This is a genomic window from Rossellomorea sedimentorum, from assembly GCF_046237645.1.
Taxonomy (GTDB): Bacteria; Bacillota; Bacilli; order Bacillales; family Bacillaceae_B; genus Rossellomorea; species Rossellomorea sedimentorum.
Genome location: NZ_CP143546.1, coordinates 2,898,468 through 2,919,195, shown reverse-complemented (window position 1 = coordinate 2,919,195; position 20,728 = coordinate 2,898,468). Strand labels below are relative to the sequence as shown.

The following is a 20,728-nucleotide window of genomic DNA, read 5'->3' as shown; positions in this document are numbered from 1 at the left end:
TTCTTTTTGGCAATAGTAGATGTTACCGTAATTCCGATCGGAACTGAAACGCCTAGTGTAAGTGATTATGTAGCTGATGTGCAGCGAATTCTCCAAAAACATCAAGAAGGCGGGACCATTTCCTTTAAACTGACCCCGATGAGTACATTGATTGAAGGGGAACTTTCTGACCTGCTGCGCATAGTGCAAGAAATTCATGAGGCGCCTTTTAATAAGGGGATCCAAAGGGTTGCGACAAATATCAGAATAGATGATCGCAGGGATAAGAAAAGAAAAATGGAAGATAAGCTTGCTTCTGTCCAAAGGAAACTTTAAGAGGACAGAAGTTAACTCGTCTCAAGGAAAGCAGCAAAATTTTATAAATAAAAAAATGGAGCCAAAGGGCTCCATTTTTTTAGTGTCCGCCAGGATAACCTGAGTGAAGGACCGTCATGATCGTGAACCAGCCGAATACGCCAAGTGTTCCCAATCCGAAAAGAATGCCAAGAGCATTTTTGTTTTTCAACGAACTAATGCTTGCGAATAGAGCTAGCAAAGTTACCAGAGCAGTAATGATAGCAAAACCCATCGGTCAAAACTCCTTTCAATTAATCCCCTTTTTAACGAAAGTCCCAAAAGTGGGATAATAATGATAGCATATGTAATAAATTGCACTTACATTTATTTTATATTTTTTTAAAGCGTTTGTACAGTTCAAATGTTTGACACTTCTATGACCAAATTTTTCAATCATTCATAGATTGAGGTAATTCTCTTAAGAGTTATTTTTCCATTTATACCTCCATTTAAACGTTTAGCTTTGTTAGTTAGTGATGTTGTAATTCTACAGGGTGAAAGCGGAAAGTTCAAACCATCCACAGGCCGTGTCGTAATCGTGCTCCTTTTATGTTGGGACAGCGGCTCAGGAACTTGATAATGTCATCCCGCTTCTTAGTTATACGCTGTTTTCGTATAGAATGTTGCTCTCGGAAAAATCCAAAGAGCCGGATTTTTCCCTTGGAGACAAGGGCTTTTTACTCTGAAAAAGGTGAATTAGCTCTTTTCTTACTTGTTAATCAGGCTATTCCTGGTTAATTAAGTAGATTTTTTTAAAATTTGTATTAAATAGCAACAATGTTTACGAAAAGAGCCAGTTTTAATATCATATAGATTCAGTGAATGGATTGAAGCGGGGTTACCTAGAGTGGAAATCAGACAACATTAATACCACATTACTCATTAACAAAGATCATTACTCAAAGTATTTCCTGGTTAAATGTAATGATACATGGAGTCTTGCAGTGGGAAACGCTGCATAGAGAGACATGTGGCTGATATATGTTTTTCCATATAAGGCAAGGGATGATACAATAAGTAGTAAATTACTATGGGAGGTGGCCGGGATGAAATGGAAACGATTACCTTTAGGCCCTTTACAGACAAACTGTTACTGTCTTTGGAATGATAAGAAAGAGTGTGTAATCTTTGATCCGGGCGAAGAAGCAGGAAAGTTGATCAATTGGCTGCGGGCCAATCAATTAAAGCCGCTGGCAATCTTGCTGACCCATGCTCACTTCGACCACATTGGCGCTGTTGACAAAGTCAGGGAATCATTCAACATCCCGCTATATGTTCATGAAAAAGAGGCGAAATGGCTTATGGAGCCGTCCTTAAATGGTTCCCAGCTTTTTGGGATGAGTGAAATGGTGAGGCTCAAACCAGCTGATTACATAATAACAAATGAAAAGAGATTATCAGTAGGTGATTTTACTTTTGACATAAGTGAAACTCCTGGGCACTCTCCAGGGAGTATTTCCTATTATAGTCAAGAAGAACAGGTTGTGTTTTCAGGAGATACCTTATTCATGGGGAGTATAGGGAGAACGGATCTTCCTGGAGGCAACCATGAAGAGCTGTTAAAAAGCATTCATGATCATTTATTGACACTTCCTGAGGACACCATCGTTTTATCAGGACATGGACCTGAAACCACTATCGGCCAGGAAATGGATTCAAACCCATTCTTGAATGGGTTCTGAAGGGCTGTTTTTAACGAAGCTGGGGAGAAGCGACAGGTCATTTAAATCTAGGTCCGGACTCCAGCATGAAAGTCGAACCCCTTAACAACTAATGTGTGCGTATATAAAAAAATCCTTAAAGCTGAAAAGCTTTAAGGTTTTTTTATTAATGCGCTGCGCCAGGCGTCATCATGAACACTGTCCAATAAGTGAAGCCGGCAAAGAAAACAGTTAAGTATCCGAAGAAAATATAAATATACATACGCTCAGATAATTTCAAATAACCCAGCAGAATGAAGAATCCTGTTTGTCCTAAAAAGATCAATGAAGTCGTTTTCATATCACCCAGGAAAAACATGACGGCAAAAATACCAGTCCAGAATCCTAATACTCTGTACATACGATCCATATGTATCCCTCCTTTACACCCTCAGTCCATCAATAAACATTATAAATGAAAAATCCATCAAAAGTAAATAATCTTTGTAACCAGTTTGTGACGATTACGGCAATTCCCGTTCGGATGACTAAAAATCACTGTACTTCTCTACTAATATACCACCATTTTAGAAGAATTACCCTTACTTTCATTCAACAAAAAGAAAGAATGAATAAAGTACATATTTGGTGCGCTTGACGTGCGCATGCCGCTTGGTGAAGTCCATGAAGAAATAAAGTACCGCGCGAGGGGGGCGCATGTCGTCATTATGACGACCATGGAGGAATGAAGTACCACGCGAGGCGGGCGCATGTCGTCATTATGAAGACCATGGAGGAATGAAGTATCGCGCTTGGTGAGCGCATGCCGTCATAGTGAAGTCCGCGAAGAAATGAAGTACCGCGCTTGTCGGGCGCATGTCGTCATAGTGAAGTCCATGGAGAAATGAAGTACCACGCTTGGCGGGCGCATGCCGTCATAGTGAAGTCCAAGAAGAAATGAAGTACCGCGCTTGTCGGGTGCATGCCGTCATAGTGAAGTCCAAGAAGAAATGAAGTACCGCGCGAGGGGGGCGCATGTCGTCATAGTGAAGACCAAGAAGAAATGAAGTACCGCGCTTGTCGGGCGCATGCCATCATTGTGAAGACCATGGAGAAATGAAGTAACGCGCGTGGCTAGTGCACAACATAAGTGTGTTGAAAAATGTAGAAAGAAAAATATTAAAAAGTAAGCTAAATATGTGTACAATAGTTATACAAGTGGTATACAATAAGTATAATATCGTATGATAAAAAATCAGGGAGGATATAATCATGACAAGACTCACCTTTTTTACGTATCCCAGTTGTACTTCGTGCCGGAAAGCAAAGAAATGGCTGATGACAAATTCGGTTGATTTTGAGGAAAGACATATCTTCAGAGATGCCCCTACACAAGAGGATCTTATCAATCTATTATCAATGACGACCAACGGAGTAGATGAAATTCTGGCAACCCGAAGCCATAAATATAAGGCTCTTGATGTCAACCTTGAGGAGCTAAGCCTTTCAGAAGTGGTAAAATTGATTTCTGAAGAACCGAAACTGCTAAGAAGGCCTTTGCTTACCGACGGAAGAAAGCTTGTTGTAGGGTATGACCCAGAAGGAATCAGGAGTTTGACCAATAAAAGGGCTGTTTATCAGCTGACTGTCTAATCCCCCTTTATTTTCCTTATCTGTCATTCCCCGTTGCAGCCTCGTCCTTTTAATGGTTCCAAGACATAAAAAAAGAGACGGTGTGCAGGTGTTGCATCACCCTCTCTTTTTTTAACTGCTGACCGGTCGAATGCTTGACGTTTTGCTCCCACTCCTTCAACGAGAATGATTCCTTTCAAGACTTGGTTACCTTAAAACGCAGGAGGAGTTTACTAAATACTGGCTGTTTACACTGTTTTACTGGGCTAGCTGGATTCGAACCAACGCATGACGGAGTCAAAGTCCGTTGCCTTACCGCTTGGCTATAGCCCACCGAATTAAAGGTTTACACTTCTAGTATGAAAAAAAATAAAAAAAATATGCAAAAAAAGAAGGAAAAAATAAAATCTTGTCGAAAAGGATTACTGAATAACTGAAAGGTGGTGCAGCTCATATTTTATTCTATTGAAGCCTTAGCTGATTCAATTCTGAAAAAAGCAGTCACAAAAAACGCAACGGATATTCATTTGTTTCCCCGGAAAGCTGATTACCTCATGCAGCATCGAAGAAACGGAATCCTCACACCGAATGTTAGCATTCCGGTACCCGAAGGAGAAAGACTGATATCCCATTTTAAATTCATGGCCTCCATGGATATAGGGGAAAAGCGAAAACCTCAAAGCGGATCCTTCACCTTCCACCTCGGAAATAAACCACTTGATCTTCGTGTCTCTACATTGCCTACCACCAACCTGAAAGAAAGTCTCGTCATTAGGATACTTCCTCATCAGAAAAGCCTTCCTGTAGAAAAGTTGTCTCTATATCCCTCTTCAGCCCGTAAACTTCTTGCACTGTTAATGAACTCCCACGGATTGATGGTGTTTACCGGTCCGACGGGGAGTGGAAAAACCACAACTCTTTATTCCCTTGTAGAACATTGTTCTTCGGTTATGCAAAGAAATGTTGTAACACTGGAAGATCCCGTTGAAAAATATAATGATTCCCTGGTACAAGTCCAAGTAAATGAAAAAGCAGGAGTCACATATGCGGCCGGCCTGCGTGCGATCTTAAGACATGATCCCGATATCATCATGGTCGGGGAGATTCGTGATGAAGAAACAGCGGAGATAGCGATCAGGGCAGCGTTATCTGGGCATTTAGTGTTGTCAACGTTGCATACCAAAGATGCAAAGGGAGCGGTATACCGATTAATGGAATTAGGCATTGAGTGGCATGAGATTCATCAAAGCCTGATTGCTGTTTCTGCTCAGCGGCTCATTAATCTGACTTGTCCATTCTGCGGCGAAACTTGTTCTGAATTATGTCCGAGAAATCAGGGAGAGAACAGAGCTTCTTTATACGAAATTTTGAGCGGGAAAGCATTAGGAGAGGTACTGAAGGAAGCTAAAGGAGATTTGGCAACTTATCAATATCCCACCCTGACGAATTTGCTTCAGAAGGGATATGCATTAGGATATATTCCGCTTAAGGAACTGAACCGATGGAAATTAGAATGAAGAAGACGATCAAGGATCAAGGTAAATTTCTAAAAAGGCTTGGTGAGCTGCTGGCAATTGGCTACTCATTAACTGAGGCAATCGAATTTGTCTTCATTGGACACTACAACCGGCAGGAATACCTCAAAAAAAGTATGCTTTTTCATCTGCAGAATGGTGAAGCATTATCCGATACCTTCAAATCCCTGGGGCTCCCCCTTCAGGTCTGCTCTCAAGTTTATTTTGCTGAGAAGCATGGAAGGATGGCTGAAACCCTGACATCTGCAGGGGAATACCTTATTGCTAGACAGAAGGACCGCCAGGCAGCCCGGAAGGTAATGACCTATCCCTTTGTTTTGTTATGTGCTTTGACTGGCGTCATGATTCTTTTGAAAAGTGTGCTTTTTCCTCAATTTCAATCGCTCTATTCATCCCTTGGATATACTCCTGAAAATCGTCTGCGGCTGCTCCTATCCTTTATAGACAGGCTCCCTTACCTTGCAGCAGCATTTCTTGTCTTCTTAGTGTTGATAGCAGGTGGAGCCTATTTTCGGTATCAATCCTACACTCCCTTAAGAAGAGCAGAATTCCTTCTGCGCATTCCCTTTTTCTCACCTTACCTGCGGCTTTTTTATACCCAATTCTTTTCCCGTGAAATGAGTTATCTGCTTAACAGTGGAATGTCAATAAATCAGGCATTGACTGAAGTTGGCAGTCAGACCTACAGACCTCTCTTTAAAGAAATGGCCGAACAAATGATCCGGGATTTAAGGATAGGTAAAAGTTTTCCAGAGTCGGTTGAGTATTTCGGATTATTTACAAATGGTTTAATAGAGGTCATCAGGCATGGCGAAAGGAGAGGACAATTGCCTCGTGAACTTTTTATCTACAGCCAATTTTGTATGGAAACAATTGAGATCAGCGGAAAAAAACTATTATCCATCATTCAGCCCGCTGTGTTTCTTTTTATTGGAGTGTTCATTCTTCTCATCTACTTTTCTATCATGATTCCATTGTTTCAGGTGATGCAGTCCCTGGGGTAGTGAAACACTTAATGTTTATAAACTAAAGGAGGAACTTTATTATGTTAAGAAATCAGAATGGCTTTACCTTGATCGAGATGATGATTGTCCTGCTTGTAATTTCCGTCCTGCTGCTGGTTACTATCCCGAATGTGACGAAGCAGGGAACATCCATTAACAATAAGGGGTGTGAGGCTTTTCAAAACATGGTAGAAGGGCAGGTTGAAGCCTACCGCATGGAGGAAAAAAAGATTCCCTTGAACTTACAGGAATTGGCGGACGCCGGCTATTTAAATAATGAATATCAACAATGTCCGGACGGAAGGGCGCTCGCTATCGATAGTGAGGGGGCTGTCTCAGTTGTGGAGTAAACTAATTGGTAAACAAAATGGCTATACAATGCTTGAAATGCTCCTGGTTTTATCTATCTCCATCACACTTTTGTTCTTTGCCTCCTTCAGCCTTCTTCCTTTTTATGAGAAACTAACCAGAATGAATTTCACATCATTGCTAAAATCAGATCTGTATTATCTCCAAAGCTATGCAATTAACAAGAGGGAAGAAGTGATTTTGCAGTTTTATCCTTATGGTGGCAAATATACAGGCAGGGTGAGGGGTGGAGAGAGTTTATTTGTTCGGAATCTTCCCGAGGGGATTTCGCAAATTCCGAATACCTCTTTAAGCAGCATCACATTTTACCCTAACGGAAACACGAACAGATTCGGAACCATTTACTATATGGATGGAGAAGAACAAATAAAAGTCACATTCCAGATCGGGCAGGGCAGATTCAATGTACAAGAGTGATAAAGGCTATGGAACTGCAGAAGCCCTTATTGCGGTCTCCTCTCTGTTTATTGTGTTAGGGATGTTTATCCCTATGGTCATTAGTATCATCTCTGCTCTGGAAAAAAAGGAAAACAATCTTACGGCTGCAAGAGTTCTGTATGAACATGTAGAAGAAGTGGTGTTTTCTGGCGGGGCAGAAAGTGACCGTTATGAAAGGATGGGGAACGTATATCAGGTAACCAGCATTACAAGCGAAGGGGGACTCTGCATCCACTATAAAGATTACAGCGGAAAAAACATGAGCCGCTGTTTGAGAGAAGGTGTCGGTGAGTGACGGAACAAGGGGGTTATACCCTTCTTCAAGCTATCTTTACTCTCTGTGTTTTTATGGTGATTGCTTCATGCTTCCCTGTGGTCATAACAGGAATTACACTGGCCGTTACAAAACTTGATCCCTCGAAAGAATATGAATGGAACTTGTTCAGTCACCAGTTCAGGCAAGAATTTAGAGGAGCGACTGGCATCAACGTGACGGATTATTCCATCAAGTTTATGAAAGAAGGGCAAGAAATCACGTATGAGAAATACGGAGAATTTATCAGGCGCAGGGTAGACAGGCGTGGGCATGAAATTGTCCTGGGTCCTATAGACAGTGTGGAGCTGAAGAAGTTTAAAAATGGTGTAGAAATACATGCAAGCTTTGAAGGGACTCTGCATATTGGAAGGTTCCTTACCTATGGTCAATGAAAGAGGATATATTTTACCATTGACCATGATGTTGGCAGCGGCCATATTACTTTTTTCGACTGCCGCCTCCGCTGTTTTTGTCTCAAGATACTCTTATCTGGATACTATGGAAATGGGGTATGAAAGGGAAAGCCTGATATTCTACTCTGCCCATAAGCTGATATATGATGAAAAATCAATGTACGGAACTTTCACATATCAGCAAGGTGTAGTAGGATATGAAGTGAAGAAAGAAGACCGGGTTACGACATTGATCATTTCGTTTATATCAGACCAAAAGATCTATGATCCCGTCCTGGTCACATATGATAATGCTACAAAAGAAATTTTGGGTTGGGAGTAGGGAATAATATGATCTTTTTAATTGGTTTCATGGGAACTGGGAAAACGACCATTGGAAATGTACTTGCCCAAAAGCTTCAGTGTCCATGTGTAGATACCGACCAGTTAATTGAAGAGAAATATAGCATGAGAATCAAAGAAATTTTTGAAGAATATGGAGAAGAGAGATTCAGAGAAATGGAAACGGAAACTCTACAAGAGTTAAAGGAAGAAGAAATTGTCGTTATGACTGGCGGTGGAATGGCTGACAGGAAGGTCAACCGTGAGTTAATGAAAGAAAAAGGGAAGGTCGTATGGTTGAACTGTGAATTTAATGAGATCATCAAACGCATTGCGAATGATGCTTCAAGGCCTCTTGTCATGCAGAAAGGATTGACCGGATTAAAATCGCTGTATGAGAAAAGGCTTCCTGTGTATGATTCGGCAGCAGATTATACGATTGAAACTTCTGCCATAACTGTGGACGAAACCGTCAAAAGAATCATTTCATGTTTAAATATTGACAGACCTGGTGAAACTAACAGGTGAAGCCTTAAAGATGGGGGATTCTATGTCAATCAATGATTATGTAAAATTCATGACTCAAACGGTCGTCGAACACTTTGAAAAATCACCTCAGGAAAGGAAAACTATTAAAGAACTGAGGAGAAATGAAAGGCCCGCCTTTCTGTTTCGCTGGTTTGGTGTCATACCATATGCTTTAATGCTATTTTTTAAGAAGAAATAAAAAACGGGATCGGAACCTTATTGTTTCCGGCCCGTTTTTTTTGTTACAGGTATTCAGGAAGTAACCGCATATCATGGAAACTATTCACTAAAGGGGCAGGTACTTCCGGTTAATCCCTGCCTTTTTCGTTCCATCTCCCCCTGCACATCTAGTGAAAATTAGCAGGCTTTGGAGAATAACAATTTATACAAAACTTTAGAAAGGCTGCGATTTATGGGGTCAGATAAAATAGTCCGCCATTAATGATCTCTACCAGGATTTTAGGCTCATACTGTTCGGCCAGGGCCTGCTTTTCAACATGATAGGACTCGGGCTTTTCATCCTGCCCTTCATAAAACTGATCCAGAAGATCGAGGTCTTCCTGCCATCGCGCCCTTGCTGCTTCGGCCCAATCTGTTGGCTGGGACTGCAACTCTCCTTGAATCTGGTGGCGGATCCGCGCAATTCCGCTCTTTGGCTTGATAATGGGTGTAAGGGTAAATGAAAAGTCCGGTATTTTAGGAGTTAAGTTTTTTTTCATCAATTCCTGATGGAAGTTTTCCTTCATCGTTCCATTAATGAGGTTCAAGCCGATGGATTTGAGCAGGTCCTTTTTTAAATCACACTGATAGGACACCTTGATATTTAATCCGAGCCATGGCTGTAATGGTGTTTGTTTTCCTGGCATCACCGTTTTGTTTTCATATAGGCGGGTGTAGCTTGCAAGCTTCCTTGCTGAACGAAAGATTTGATGAAGCCTGGGTGAACCGAAGTGAAGCACTTCACCTTTAACATTTTCAGGTGCCTTCTCTTGGTTGGTTATTAAACATAGGCGCATTGGATTTGGGACCCCGCCTGTTTTCTCTAGATAATGCCAGTAAAACGGGCGGTTCATTAGCTCCTTGTCCATATCTATGGTTAATTGCACGTTCATATAACCAGGATGGTTCTCTACAATCTGGCATTCATTGGCATTGAAATAGCGCTCAAGAAATTGATGTATTTCGGTTTGCTGCATTTTCCTGCTCCTCCTTCATATTTTCAGCAAATTGAATCATGGCCGCGAGGTTGTCCATTTTAATTTTCATTTCTCCCTCTGAACGGGAGTGGGTGAAAATATCATCTATATGATCTTCGAATTTCCCAAAATCCAGTTTGGTGAGTATGTCATCAAGCTGGCCGATAACTTTTTCAAACAGATTTATTTTTTCATAGAGCAGTTTCAAAATGTGCTCCTCTACCGTATCTCTTGTGGCAAAGTTATAAATGTGAACATCTTCAGTCTGCCCAAGCCTGTGCACCCTTCCGATTCTTTGTTCCAGCCTCATCGGGTTCCAAGGCAGGTCGAAGTTGATGATGTGGTGGCAAAACTGCAGGTTAATCCCTTCGCCTCCTGCTTCCGTCGCTATCAATACTTGTGCATGGTTCTTGAACAGTTCCCGCATCCAATCTTTTTTTCCTCGTTTAAAGCCGCCGCGGAATGGAACGGAACTGATTCCGTTTTGCTTAAGGAACCATTGAAGGTACAATTGTGTCGCTCTATACTCTGTAAAAATGATGACTTTGTCGTTGACAGATTGGATGATTTTCAGAGCCTCTTGTGCTTTGGAATTCGTATGGACCCCTTCTACTTTTTTCATTAAGGCATTCACACTGTTGGTTAACTGAACTGATGGCTGCTCTGAGCGCTGGAGCATATTTTTTAATGTATAAAAGACCGCTTCCCGGCTGCTGCAGGCCTCCCTTTGAAGCGTTAGTAGAGAGAAGGAACTCGAGCCCCATTCTTCGTATGATCCCTTTAATATATTGAAACTTTCATAAAGCGCTCTTTCCTCATCTGTAAATTCAATGATGACGGTTTTGACATGTCGCTTCGTCCATTCAATGCCTGTGTCGCTTCTGCGATTCCGGATCATAACTTTATTGACCAGCTCCTTTAAATGAGCATCATTGCCGACTGAACGTTTTCCTTTTTTATACTTTTCGGAAAAACCGGTTTCATTTCCCAGATGGCCGGGCTTCAAAAGGGACACTAGGTGAAAGATTTCTTCCACACGGTTTTGGATGGGCGTGGCGGTCAGCAGCAGACAGAACTTCTTTTTTAAATTCTGGACGAATTCATAATTCTTCGTTTTATGATTTTTGAGTTTATGTGCTTCGTCAATAATGACAAGGTCATAGTTTTGCTCATATACTTTTTCTCTATGAGGGCTGCGTTTGGCTGTGTCTATAGAAGAGATCACAATGTCACACTGGTCCCATACATACCCCTTTTTTTGTGCTACAGCTGGGATGAAGAACTTGGAGTTCAACTCAATTGCCCATTGTGAAACAAGAGAAGCAGGGACAAGAATCAGCACCTTCTTTACAAGGCCCCGAATCATATATTCTTTTAATATGAGCCCCGCCTCTATTGTTTTTCCAAGTCCGACTTCATCAGCCAGTATTGCTTTGCCGTTCATTGTTTCGACGACCTGTTTCGCGACTTCAAGCTGATGTGGAAGTGGAGTAAGGTTGGATAAATGTTTTGGAGCTTGAAGTCCTTCAAAGTTCGGAATTACAGTATGCTCCTCTACTTCAACGGCCAGCTTGAATAAATCCCAATCAGACCAAGGGCCGTCCTTCTCGATCCGTGCATTCAATTCCTCGCTCCAGCTATCATCAAATAGTACTTCTGCTTCCATAAAAACAACTCCTTATTTAATCATAAAAATATTGCCGAATATGCTTTTTTAATGATAGGATGTAAGTAGATTTTTTAAAGTTTAGAAATTTGTTAAAAACCGAACATTCTATTTATGAGCAGAATTCTTTATATTGTTAGTATGACCAATTTATTCAATGAATATTGGCGAATGAAAGCAAGAGGAGAGACTGTTGGATGACAGCGCCGAAGGAGCAAGCAAATTTCTTGTGAATCTCTCAGGCAAAAAGACTCTTGCCGGACGCATCTCTGGAGAGTGTTTCAGTTTAACGAAGCCACCCAAGAAGAAAAACCATCAAATGGTTAAACTTTCAGGTGAAAGGACAGAGAATCTCTTAACAAGGGATTGTTCTGTCCTTTTTTGTGTGCATTGGGATGACATCTCTTGTAAATCGGTCAGGGCTAGTAAAAGAAGGTTCAGTGAATGATGATCTCAGCGAAGGGGGAAATACAATGGTACAACTGAAACGTACGCCTTTATTCGAAGTGTACAAGGAAAATGGCGGAAAATGCATCGACTTTGGCGGCTGGGAGCTGCCGGTCCAATTCTCAAGCATTAAAGAAGAACATGAAGCGGTGCGTACCAAAGCCGGCTTATTTGATGTGTCCCACATGGGTGAAATTGAAGTCAAAGGAAGCGGGTCACTGGATTATCTGCAGAAAATGATGACCAATGATGTTTCCCGCCTAAAAGACGGCGGTGCACAATACACGGCAATGTGTTATGCAGATGGTGGAACAGTTGATGATCTGCTGGTGTATAAAATTGAGGATCACCATTACCTCCTTGTTGTAAATGCGGCCAACATAGAAAAAGACTTTCAGTGGCTGCAAGATCATGTTGACGAAAGTGTGGAATTGAAAAATTTATCCGAAGACTACGCGCAATTGGCCATCCAGGGGCCGCTTGCAGAACAAATCCTGCAGAAGCTCGCTGATGGAGCCGCATTAAGTGATATCGGATTTTTTAAGTTTCAAAATGAAGTGAATCTAAACGGTATTAAAGCCCTCGTATCCAGAACGGGGTATACGGGTGAAGACGGTTTTGAGATCTACTGTCCAGCAGAAAGCGCTTCATCTCTTTGGAGTGATATTCTGAAAGCTGGTGAAGAAGAAGGGATTCTTCCTTGCGGCCTGGGTGCCCGTGATACTCTTCGCTTCGAAGCGAATCTTGCTCTTTACGGCCAGGAGTTGTCCGCTGACATCACTCCCATTGAAGCAGGAATCGGCTTTGCGGTGAAAGTTGATAAGGAAGCCGACTTTTTCGGAAAAGAAACGTTGAAAAAGCAGAAAAAAGAGGGCGCACCAAGAAAATTGGTAGGAATCGAAATGCTTGAACGCGGCATTCCACGCCATGGTTATAAGGTGTTTTTAAACGATGAAGAAATCGGTGAGGTCACGACCGGGACACAGTCTCCGACATTGAAAAAGAATATCGGCCTTGCTCTTATTAACACAGAGTACAGTGGACTTGATACTGAATTATATGTGGAGATCCGCAATAAGAAGTTGAAGGCGAAAGTTGTACCTACACCATTTTATAAAAAACCAAAGAAGTAGCAGGGAGGGGATTCCTTATGAAACATCGTTATTTACCAATGACAGAACAAGATCAAAAGGAAATGCTGGAAGCAATTGGAGTCAGCTCTGTAGATGAGCTGTTTAATGATATTCCTGAAAAAGTCAGGTTTAAGGGAGAATATAATATTAAGAAAGCGAAAGCTGAAACCTCCCTGATGAAGGAATTGAGCCAGATGGCTGCAAAGAACGCAGACTTACGCTCAAACTCTTCATTCCTTGGTGCAGGGGTTTACGATCACTACATGCCTGTGATTGTAGATCATGTGTTGTCCCGCTCAGAATTTTATACAGCTTATACACCTTATCAACCTGAGATCTCTCAAGGTGAACTTCAGGCAATTTTTGAATTCCAGACCATGATCTGTGAATTGACGGGAATGGACGTAGCCAACTCTTCCATGTATGACGGAGGTACAGCCCTGGCGGAAGCCGCAATGCTGAGTGCCGGACAGACAAAAAGGAAGAAGGTTCTTGTTTCCAGCGCGGTCCATCCTGAATCTAGGGAAGTGTTGCGGTCTTATGCAAAGGGTCAGTACATTGAAGTTGTAGAGATTCCGCATAAAAACGGCGTGACAGATGAAAAAGCATTGGAAGAATTGATGTCAGATGAAATCGCTGCAGTAGTCGTACAGTACCCTAACTTCTTTGGAAGAATAGAAGAACTGGCAAAACTTGAGAGCATCGTTCATGACAAAAAGGCGATGTTTGTCGTCTCCTCCAATCCTTTGGCACTCGGTGTTTTGACACCTCCTGGAAAGCTTGGAGCTGATATTGTTATTGGTGATGCCCAGCCGTTTGGAATTCCAACTGCTTTCGGCGGACCGCACTGCGGATATTTCGCCGTAACGAAAAAACTGATGCGTAAAGTACCGGGCAGGCTTGTCGGACAGACGGTTGATGAGGACGGACAGCGCGGATTCGTGTTGACTCTTCAGGCACGCGAACAGCATATCCGCCGTGATAAAGCGACCTCCAACATCTGTTCCAACCAGGCTTTGAATGCATTGGCTGCATCTGTGGCAATGACAGCGCTTGGAAAGAATGGCGTCAAGGAAATGGCTGTCCAAAACATACAGAAGGCACATTATGCTAAAGAAGCCCTTAAACAAAATGGGGTAGAGGTGGCATTCGAAGGACCATCGTTCAATGAGTTTGTCATCAAAACAAACCGTCCTGTAAAAGAAATCAATTCAGGGTTGCTGCAAAAAGGAATCATTGGGGGATATGACCTTGGCCTAATGGATTCTGAATTAAATCATCATATGCTTGTAGCGGTTACAGAGCTTCGTACAAAAGAAGAAATCGATACATTTGCTAAAGAATTGGGGGATTATCATGCATAAGAACGATCAGCCTCTTATTTTTGAACTATCAAAAGAAGGACGTACCGGCTACAGTCTCCCTGAGATGGATGTCCCGCAAGTGGACTTATCTGAATTGATACCTGCGGAATATACACGCGAAGAAGCTCCTGAGCTTCCTGAGGTATCAGAACTGGATATCATGCGCCATTACACAGCACTCTCGAAGCGCAATCATGGGGTCGATTCTGGTTTCTATCCTCTTGGATCCTGTACAATGAAGTACAATCCGAAAATCAATGAAAACGTAGCAAGATTCAATGGCTTTGCCCACCTGCATCCTCTTCAGGAAGGGGAAGGTGTTCAGGGTGCATTAGAATTGATGTACGACCTGCAGGAACACTTAAAAGAAATTACCGGCATGGATGAAGTGACGCTTCAGCCGGCGGCGGGAGCTCACGGTGAGTGGACCGGATTGATGATGATCCGTGCTTATCATGAAGCGAACGGTGATACAAACCGGACGAAAGTCATTGTACCTGACTCCGCTCACGGAACAAACCCGGCGTCCGCGACGGTTGCAGGTTTTGAGACGGTAACAGTCAAGTCTGATGAAAATGGACTTGTGGATATGGAAGATTTGAAGCGTGTTGTCGGTGAAGATACAGCAGCGTTGATGCTTACAAATCCAAACACACTAGGTCTTTTTGAAGAGAATATTTTGGAAATGGCTTCTATTGTCCATGAAGCCGGCGGTAAGCTGTATTACGATGGGGCGAACTTGAATGCGGTTATGTCTAAAGCACGCCCGGGGGATATGGGCTTTGATGTCGTCCACCTTAACCTCCATAAAACATTTACCGGCCCACACGGCGGAGGAGGTCCTGGAAGCGGCCCTGTCGGAGTGAAAGCGGATTTGATCCCTTATCTTCCTAAGCCGGTCCTTGTAAAGCGTGAGGATGAGTATGTATTTGAATATGGCCGTCCGCAGTCAATCGGACGTGTGAAGCCGTATTACGGCAACTTCGGAATCAATGTGCGTGCCTACACATATATCCGGACAATGGGTCCTGACGGCTTAAAAGCGGTAACTGAAAATGCCGTTATTAATGCCAATTATATGATGAGAAGATTGGCACCTTATTTCGACCTGCCGTATGACCGCCATTGTAAGCATGAATTCGTCATCAGTGGAAAGCGTCAGAAGAAACTGGGCGTACGTACCCTGGATATTGCAAAACGCCTTCTTGACTTCGGTTACCATCCGCCAACCATCTACTTCCCCTTGAATGTGGAAGAGTGCATGATGATCGAGCCGACGGAAACGGAATCAAAAGAAACGATCGATGCGTTCATCGATGCAATGATCCAAATTGCCAAAGAAACAGAGGAAAATCCTGAAATCGTTCAGGAAGCTCCGCATACCACTGTCATCAAACGTCTTGATGAAACACTGGCTGCCCGTAAACCGGTATTGCGTTATACAAAAGAAGGTTAATAATTAAAAGGATGTCCGTAGAGGGCATCCTTTTTATGTGAGAAAGGTGAGAACAGGTATGATGATTTCGAAAAGGAACTTCCGGGAGGTCAGTATAGCCTGACGGTTATAATTAAGCGCTCAACGGGGGCGCTGCCCTCGGTGGCCGAGGGCAGGGGAAAATTGGTCCCTTCCCTCTAGGAATAGACTGTCTTCCTATCTGAATCCTTGATAAAAAGGATTCCTTCCCGGTGGATAATCCAAAATTTTTGACTCACTTAGAGATATGGCCCTTTCATTTAGGAGGGTCCGTTACCACTTTGGGTACTTGAAAAAACGGTCCGTATCTTTAAGAATTATTAGGAGGCCGCATGCTAAGCTGCAGGGAAAATTTAAGCAACCCTTTTGCAAAACAGTTCACAATTCCCCATAAAATAAAAAAGCCGAACCCTGAGTAGGATTCGGCTTTCCTGCATTATTTCTTCTTTTTCACTTTTCCTGACCACTTTTTAAAACCGCCCTGTAAATGGTGAAGGTCTCTGTGACCTTGACGGCGGAGCATCTGAGCGGCCCTTCCGCTTCGCATTCCGCTTTGGCAGTATAGATACACAGGCTGATCGTTGCGGATTTCCTGCTTTCTTTGTTTCAACTGAGAAAGCGGGATGTTTCTTGCACCTAAGATATGGCCTGCTTCAAATTCGTTCGGTTCTCTGACATCAATCAACTGAGCTTTGCGGTATCCTGCACGAAATTCATCTTCTGTCAGATTATTGACAATACGCTTTTGCATGAAAAACGTAAGAATTGAATACACAATGATCGCACCTAAAACGATTAATAAGAAATATAAACCTGTCAAAATTCCTAACCCCTTTCAAACTTCACTAATCTCTATTATATTCTCTCTCTTTTGAAGAATCAAAAGAAATTTAATTCTATTATATATGTGAAAAATGGACACGACAAGAATTCTTTTTCGCCTGATATGGAGTTCATTTGGGGTGTTTCTTCTTTGTTTTTTTATAAGACTTTGATAGACTAGAATTCGACTTAATAAGAGTAAAAGAGGGTATGAGGTATGACGAAGGAAGTTTGGAGATATATTGACTCGGGGAACTGCTCTCCGTCCTATAATATGGCCTTGGATGAGGCTTTGCTTGACTGGCACAGCGAAGGAAAGATCCCGCCGGTAATTCGGTTTTACGGATGGGATCCCGCAACATTGTCTGTTGGCTACTTTCAAAAAGTTGAAAAAGAAATCAACATGGACGCCGTAAAGGAACATGGACTTGGGTTTGTGCGCCGTCCGACAGGCGGAAGAGGCGTCCTCCATGAACATGAACTTACATACAGTGTCATCGTGACGGAAGAACATCCTGAGATGCCAAAGACGGTTACGGAAGCTTACCGTGTAATTTCAGAAGGGATCCTCAGGGGGTTCAGGGCCCTGGGTCTTGATGCATATTTTGCAGTGCCACGGACGGAAGAAGAGAAACAGGGGTTGAAAAATCCCCGTTCAGCGGTATGTTTTGATGCTCCGAGCTGGTACGAACTGGTGGTAGAAGGCAGAAAAGTGGCCGGAAGCGCACAGACAAGGCAGAAGGGCGTCATTTTGCAGCATGGTTCCATCCTGCTGGACTTGGACGAAGATAAATTATTCAGCTTGTTCAAGTATCCAAATGACAGGGTGAAAGAACGGATGCAGCGGGCGTTTAAGAGTAAAGCGGTCGCAATCAATGAAATCAGCAATGAAAAAGTAACTCTGTACATGGCAAAAGCAGCTTTTAAAGAGGGATTCGAACAGGGACTGGGTATTGAACTGAAGCCATATGTATTATCAGATGAGGAAACACAATATGTAGAAGACCTGGCGAAAAGAAGATACGAATCTGATGAGTGGAATTATAAAAGATAACTCAGTTTTTAAACTCAATAGAATTTTTTAAATTTAAAAAAGCGATGAGAATCGCTTTTTTTCCTTTTTTATCAAGAGTTGAACAGCTGCCTGTTTTTTTCAACCTTGAAAATTGTCACGTTTTGTTGATTTGTGTATGCTAATCTATTATTCCCTTTGAAATTCTCTTATTTACAGACTATTATTCGTTTGACAAAAATCTTTTACCGTGAACCAAACACAATATATTGTGTGTCGAAAAATATTTTATACACTATATATAGTGTATATTGGTTGATTTTCACATTTGGCTGTGATAAATTTATTTTTGAAATTACAACAATGAGAGAAACAGAGAATTATTCAATATAGTAGTTTAAGGAGTTGTATCTATGTCTGTCGTATCGAAACAAGAAATGAAAGTGAACAGAGAGAGATTGAATAAAGCGATCGGTTTGTTTCCGCAAGTCCATCCCATTACCCCGGATATGCAGATTACACATAAGGGTGTATCCCGCCTCGTTATGATTGACCGCTACTCATTTAAAGACACTGAAAAGATCACACTTACTGAAGGTGACTTCGTCGTTCTGACCATTAAAGAAGACCCTAAATTTCCTGCCAGGGGAGTAGGGTACATTAAAAGTATCGACTGGGAGAATAAGCAGGCTGAGGTTCTGATTGATGAGGAATATAGAAGCTCCATCGATAATCCTCAGGAAGCCGAGACGGCAGTAGTCAAGCGTTCCTTGGATGTCATCGAAAAGCCGCTTGAAATCTACTATGAGCAAATTGCTAAAAGAAACGCCACTGGGCTTGCAAGCGTAGAGACGACAGAAGAAAAAAGACAGGAATGGTTCGAAAAATTCTACCATGAACTTGTCAATATGAACTTCGTACCGGCCGGCCGTGTATTGTACGGAGCAGGAGCAGACACGGACGTGACTTATTTCAACTGTTATGTAATGCCGTTTGTCAAAGATTCCCGGGACGGAATCTCCGACCACCGCAAACAGGTCATGGAAATCATGAGCCGCGGAGGTGGAGTCGGAACGAATGGCTCGACGTTGAGACCGAGAAACACTTTGGCAAGAGGCGTGAACGGAAAATCTTCCGGTTCGGTTTCCTGGCTGGATGATATTGCGAAATTGACACATCTTGTGGAGCAGGGGGGATCAAGACGTGGGGCTCAAATGATCATGCTTGCCGACTGGCACCCGGATATCATTGAGTTTATCATTTCAAAAATGCAAAACCCTAGAATCCTCCGTTATCTGCTTGAAAACACAGAAGATGAGCAAATCAAGAAAGCTGCAAAGGATAAATTGAAATTCACACCATTGACGGAGCAGGAAATAGATATGTACCAAGGAATCGTTAATTACAAGCAGATTCCCGGTTTTGGCGGTTTTTCAGAAAAGATTATCAAAGAAGCAGAAGAAAAATTAAATACGGGCGGTACTTACTCTGTTCATAATTCTGAGTTTCTGACAGGTGCCAACATTTCCGTCTGCCTGACAAGTGATTTTATGGAAGCTGTTGAGAATGATGCAGAATACAGCCTCCGCTTCCCTGATGTAGAGAAATATGACGAAGAGGAAATGAAGTTTTATAATGAAAACTGGCATGAAGTCGGTGACGTCCGTGAGTGGGAGCAGATGGGCTACAAAGTGCGTACGTACAGAAAAATGCGTGCCAAAGAATTATGGAATCTGATCAACGTATGTGCAACATACTCTGCAGAGCCTGGGATTTTCTTTATCGATAATGCCAATGACAAGACAAATGCAAAAGCGTACGGGCAGAAAGTGGTTGCAACGAACCCGTGTGGTGAACAACCACTCGCACCATTTTCCGTCTGCAACCTTGCAGCAGTGAACCTTGCAGAATTTGCCGATAAAGAGAAAAAGACCGTTGACTTTGAAAAATTGAAACATACGGTTGAAGTCGGAGTCCGTATGCAGGATAACGTTATCGATGCAACTCCTTACTTCCTTGAACAAAATAAGAAGCAGGCACTTGGTGAGCGCCGTGTTGGTTTAGGTGTCATGGGCCTTGCGGATTTATTGATCTATTGTGAGAAAGAATACGGTTCAGAAGAAGGCAACAAGCTTGTTGATGAAGTATTTGAAACCATTGCAGTGACGGCTTACCGAGCATCAGTAGAATTGTCTAAAGAAAAAGGGTGCTTCCCGTTCCTTCAAGGTGAAACGGAAGAAGAAACGAACCGCCTGAGAGAAGCTTTCATCAATACAGGTTATATGAGTATTATGCCTGAAGATGTGCGTCAATCCATCTTGGATAACGGTATCCGTAACTCCCACTTGCTGACTGTTGCACCGACAGGGAGCACAGGAACGATGGTAGGTGTGGCTACAGGTCTTGAGCCATACTTCTCCTTCACATACTACAGAAGCGGACGCCTTGGTAAATTCATCGAGGTAAAGGCTGAAATTGTACAAGAGTATCTTGACCGCAACCCTGGAGCAGATCCAGATGCACTTCCTGAATGGTTCGTGTCTTCCATGGAGCTCGCTCCGGAAGCACATGCTGATGTCCAATGTGTCATCCAGCGCTGGATCGACAGCTCAATTTCAAAAACTGTCAATGCTCCAAGAGGCTACACTGTAGACCAGGTGCAGGGAGTATATGAAAGATTGTATAAAGGCGGTGCGAAAGGCGGTACAGTCTATGTAGACGGAAGCCGTGATTCTCAGGTTCTCACATTAAAAGCAGAAGAAAACAGCTTTGATAATGAAGAGCCCCAACAGCAAGTTGTTCAAGAGAAGAAGCCGGTCGTACTTGTGGACACCATCCAGGACGTAAGATCAACAGATGTAACCATTGGTTCTGAAGTTGGGAATACGTGCCCGGTCTGCCGTAAAGGAACGGTGAAAGATATGGGCGGATGCAACACATGTACAAACTGTGGAGCTCAATTGAAATGCGGACTATGATTTGAAGAAGAGGGAGAAACTTTCTCCTTCTTTTTTTGGTTTGTTTTCTTTACCACTTTAAAGCACTAAGAGGGACAGTCCCTCTTAGTGCTTTAAAGTGTTGA

At 42.6% G+C, this 20,728-nt stretch carries 23 protein-coding genes, 1 tRNA gene and 1 riboswitch; of the genes, 17 read left to right on the top strand and 7 right to left on the bottom strand.

The genetic code is table 11. From position 1 onward, the window contains the following. The first annotated feature begins 6 nt into the window (after nucleotides 1–6). A complete protein-coding gene (locus V1502_RS14510; protein WP_409251348.1) occupies nucleotides 7–315 on the top strand; it encodes an MTH1187 family thiamine-binding protein in 309 nt (102 codons plus the stop codon). A 79-nt stretch (nucleotides 316–394) separates the two neighbouring features. Here V1502_RS14510 and V1502_RS14505 read toward each other — a convergent pair whose 3' ends face one another. Beyond that, the gene (locus V1502_RS14505) at nucleotides 395–568 is read right to left on the bottom strand and encodes a DUF2759 domain-containing protein (protein ID WP_409251347.1); all 174 of its coding nucleotides are present in this window, start codon (nucleotides 566–568) and stop codon (nucleotides 395–397) included. 814 nt (nucleotides 569–1,382) lie between these two features. Here V1502_RS14505 and V1502_RS14500 point away from each other — a divergent pair. Further along, entirely contained in the window at nucleotides 1,383–2,018 is a 636-nt protein-coding gene (locus V1502_RS14500) for an MBL fold metallo-hydrolase (protein WP_409251346.1), read from the top strand. Between the two features lie 145 nt (nucleotides 2,019–2,163). On the opposite strand, the gene V1502_RS14495 is transcribed toward V1502_RS14500, so the two are convergent. Next, on the bottom strand, nucleotides 2,164–2,406 hold the full coding sequence (locus V1502_RS14495; protein WP_006837891.1) for a DUF2626 domain-containing protein: 243 nt from the start codon (nucleotides 2,404–2,406) through the stop codon (nucleotides 2,164–2,166). A gap of 842 nt (nucleotides 2,407–3,248) precedes the next feature. On the opposite strand from V1502_RS14495, the gene V1502_RS14490 reads away from it, so the two are divergent. Continuing rightward, nucleotides 3,249–3,629: a Spx/MgsR family RNA polymerase-binding regulatory protein gene (locus V1502_RS14490; RefSeq protein ID WP_409251345.1), complete on the top strand. Its 381-nt coding sequence runs from the start codon at nucleotides 3,249–3,251 to the stop codon at nucleotides 3,627–3,629. A gap of 23 nt (nucleotides 3,630–3,652) precedes the next feature. Here the strand turns inward: V1502_RS14490 and V1502_RS14485 are convergent, their stop codons facing one another. Continuing rightward, nucleotides 3,653–3,808 (bottom strand): hypothetical protein, encoded by a 156-nt coding sequence (locus tag V1502_RS14485; RefSeq protein ID WP_409251344.1) that lies wholly within the window; start codon nucleotides 3,806–3,808, stop codon nucleotides 3,653–3,655. A 61-nt stretch (nucleotides 3,809–3,869) separates the two neighbouring features. Next, a tRNA-Gln gene (locus V1502_RS14480) sits at nucleotides 3,870–3,941 on the bottom strand. 107 nt (nucleotides 3,942–4,048) lie between these two features. On the opposite strand from V1502_RS14480, the gene comGA reads away from it, so the two are divergent. From comGA to V1502_RS14435, 9 genes are read left to right on the top strand one after another with little or no spacing between them, the layout of a single operon-like run. Continuing rightward, nucleotides 4,049–5,125, top strand: a complete 1,077-nt coding sequence (comGA, locus tag V1502_RS14475; RefSeq protein ID WP_409251343.1) for a competence type IV pilus ATPase ComGA — start codon at nucleotides 4,049–4,051, stop codon at nucleotides 5,123–5,125. Beyond that, nucleotides 5,110–6,147, top strand: a complete 1,038-nt coding sequence (gene comGB, locus V1502_RS14470) for a competence type IV pilus assembly protein ComGB (protein ID WP_409251342.1) — start codon at nucleotides 5,110–5,112, stop codon at nucleotides 6,145–6,147. Before comGA ends, comGB begins: the two co-directional genes overlap by 16 nt. Nucleotides 6,148–6,188: 41 nt before the next feature. After that, complete coding sequence (comGC, locus tag V1502_RS14465; RefSeq protein ID WP_409251341.1) at nucleotides 6,189–6,497, top strand: competence type IV pilus major pilin ComGC; 309 nt, start codon at nucleotides 6,189–6,191, stop codon at nucleotides 6,495–6,497. Beyond that, nucleotides 6,487–6,933 carry a competence type IV pilus minor pilin ComGD gene (gene comGD, locus V1502_RS14460; RefSeq protein WP_409251340.1) on the top strand — a complete coding sequence of 149 codons (447 nt, stop codon included), beginning with the start codon at nucleotides 6,487–6,489 and terminating at the stop codon, nucleotides 6,931–6,933. The genes comGC and comGD overlap by 11 nt, the downstream gene beginning before the upstream one ends. Then, nucleotides 6,920–7,249, top strand: a complete 330-nt coding sequence (locus V1502_RS14455) for a hypothetical protein (protein ID WP_409251339.1) — start codon at nucleotides 6,920–6,922, stop codon at nucleotides 7,247–7,249. Before comGD ends, V1502_RS14455 begins: the two co-directional genes overlap by 14 nt. Then, nucleotides 7,246–7,662, top strand: a complete 417-nt coding sequence (gene comGF / locus V1502_RS14450; RefSeq protein ID WP_409251338.1) for a competence type IV pilus minor pilin ComGF — start codon at nucleotides 7,246–7,248, stop codon at nucleotides 7,660–7,662. The genes V1502_RS14455 and comGF overlap by 4 nt, the downstream gene beginning before the upstream one ends. Continuing rightward, nucleotides 7,652–8,005 carry a competence type IV pilus minor pilin ComGG gene (comGG, locus tag V1502_RS14445; RefSeq protein WP_409251337.1) on the top strand — a complete coding sequence of 118 codons (354 nt, stop codon included), beginning with the start codon at nucleotides 7,652–7,654 and terminating at the stop codon, nucleotides 8,003–8,005. Before comGF ends, comGG begins: the two co-directional genes overlap by 11 nt. 8 nt (nucleotides 8,006–8,013) lie before the next feature. Further along, a complete protein-coding gene (locus tag V1502_RS14440; RefSeq protein ID WP_409251336.1) occupies nucleotides 8,014–8,532 on the top strand; it encodes a shikimate kinase in 519 nt (172 codons plus the stop codon). Between the two features lie 22 nt (nucleotides 8,533–8,554). Next, a complete protein-coding gene (locus V1502_RS14435) occupies nucleotides 8,555–8,731 on the top strand; it encodes a YqzE family protein (RefSeq protein ID WP_409251335.1) in 177 nt (58 codons plus the stop codon). Between the two features lie 211 nt (nucleotides 8,732–8,942). Here V1502_RS14435 and V1502_RS14430 read toward each other — a convergent pair whose 3' ends face one another. Then, entirely contained in the window at nucleotides 8,943–9,728 is a 786-nt protein-coding gene (locus tag V1502_RS14430) for a YqhG family protein (protein WP_409251334.1), read from the bottom strand. Then, nucleotides 9,697–11,394, bottom strand: a complete 1,698-nt coding sequence (locus tag V1502_RS14425; protein ID WP_409251333.1) for a DEAD/DEAH box helicase — start codon at nucleotides 11,392–11,394, stop codon at nucleotides 9,697–9,699. The genes V1502_RS14430 and V1502_RS14425 overlap by 32 nt, the downstream gene beginning before the upstream one ends. 171 nt (nucleotides 11,395–11,565) lie before the next feature. Next, a riboswitch (glycine riboswitch) is annotated at nucleotides 11,566–11,658 on the top strand. A gap of 209 nt (nucleotides 11,659–11,867) precedes the next feature. Between V1502_RS14425 and gcvT the strand changes: the two genes are divergently transcribed. From gcvT to gcvPB, 3 genes are read left to right on the top strand one after another with little or no spacing between them, the layout of a single operon-like run. After that, on the top strand, nucleotides 11,868–12,974 hold the full coding sequence (gene gcvT, locus V1502_RS14420; protein WP_409251332.1) for a glycine cleavage system aminomethyltransferase GcvT: 1,107 nt from the start codon (nucleotides 11,868–11,870) through the stop codon (nucleotides 12,972–12,974). Nucleotides 12,975–12,991: 17 nt separating this feature from the next. Next, nucleotides 12,992–14,338: an aminomethyl-transferring glycine dehydrogenase subunit GcvPA gene (gene gcvPA / locus V1502_RS14415; RefSeq protein ID WP_409251331.1), complete on the top strand. Its 1,347-nt coding sequence runs from the start codon at nucleotides 12,992–12,994 to the stop codon at nucleotides 14,336–14,338. Continuing rightward, a complete protein-coding gene (gcvPB, locus tag V1502_RS14410; protein WP_409251330.1) occupies nucleotides 14,331–15,794 on the top strand; it encodes an aminomethyl-transferring glycine dehydrogenase subunit GcvPB in 1,464 nt (487 codons plus the stop codon). The genes gcvPA and gcvPB overlap by 8 nt, the downstream gene beginning before the upstream one ends. Nucleotides 15,795–16,248: 454 nt before the next feature. On the opposite strand, the gene V1502_RS14405 is transcribed toward gcvPB, so the two are convergent. Beyond that, complete coding sequence (locus V1502_RS14405) at nucleotides 16,249–16,563, bottom strand: rhodanese-like domain-containing protein (RefSeq protein WP_409254358.1); 315 nt, start codon at nucleotides 16,561–16,563, stop codon at nucleotides 16,249–16,251. 288 nt (nucleotides 16,564–16,851) lie between these two features. On the opposite strand from V1502_RS14405, the gene V1502_RS14400 reads away from it, so the two are divergent. After that, nucleotides 16,852–17,688 (top strand): biotin/lipoate A/B protein ligase family protein, encoded by an 837-nt coding sequence (locus V1502_RS14400; RefSeq protein WP_409251329.1) that lies wholly within the window; start codon nucleotides 16,852–16,854, stop codon nucleotides 17,686–17,688. 371 nt (nucleotides 17,689–18,059) lie between these two features. After that, entirely contained in the window at nucleotides 18,060–20,624 is a 2,565-nt protein-coding gene (locus tag V1502_RS14395) for a vitamin B12-dependent ribonucleotide reductase (protein WP_409251328.1), read from the top strand. Nucleotides 20,625–20,728 lie beyond the last annotated feature (104 nt).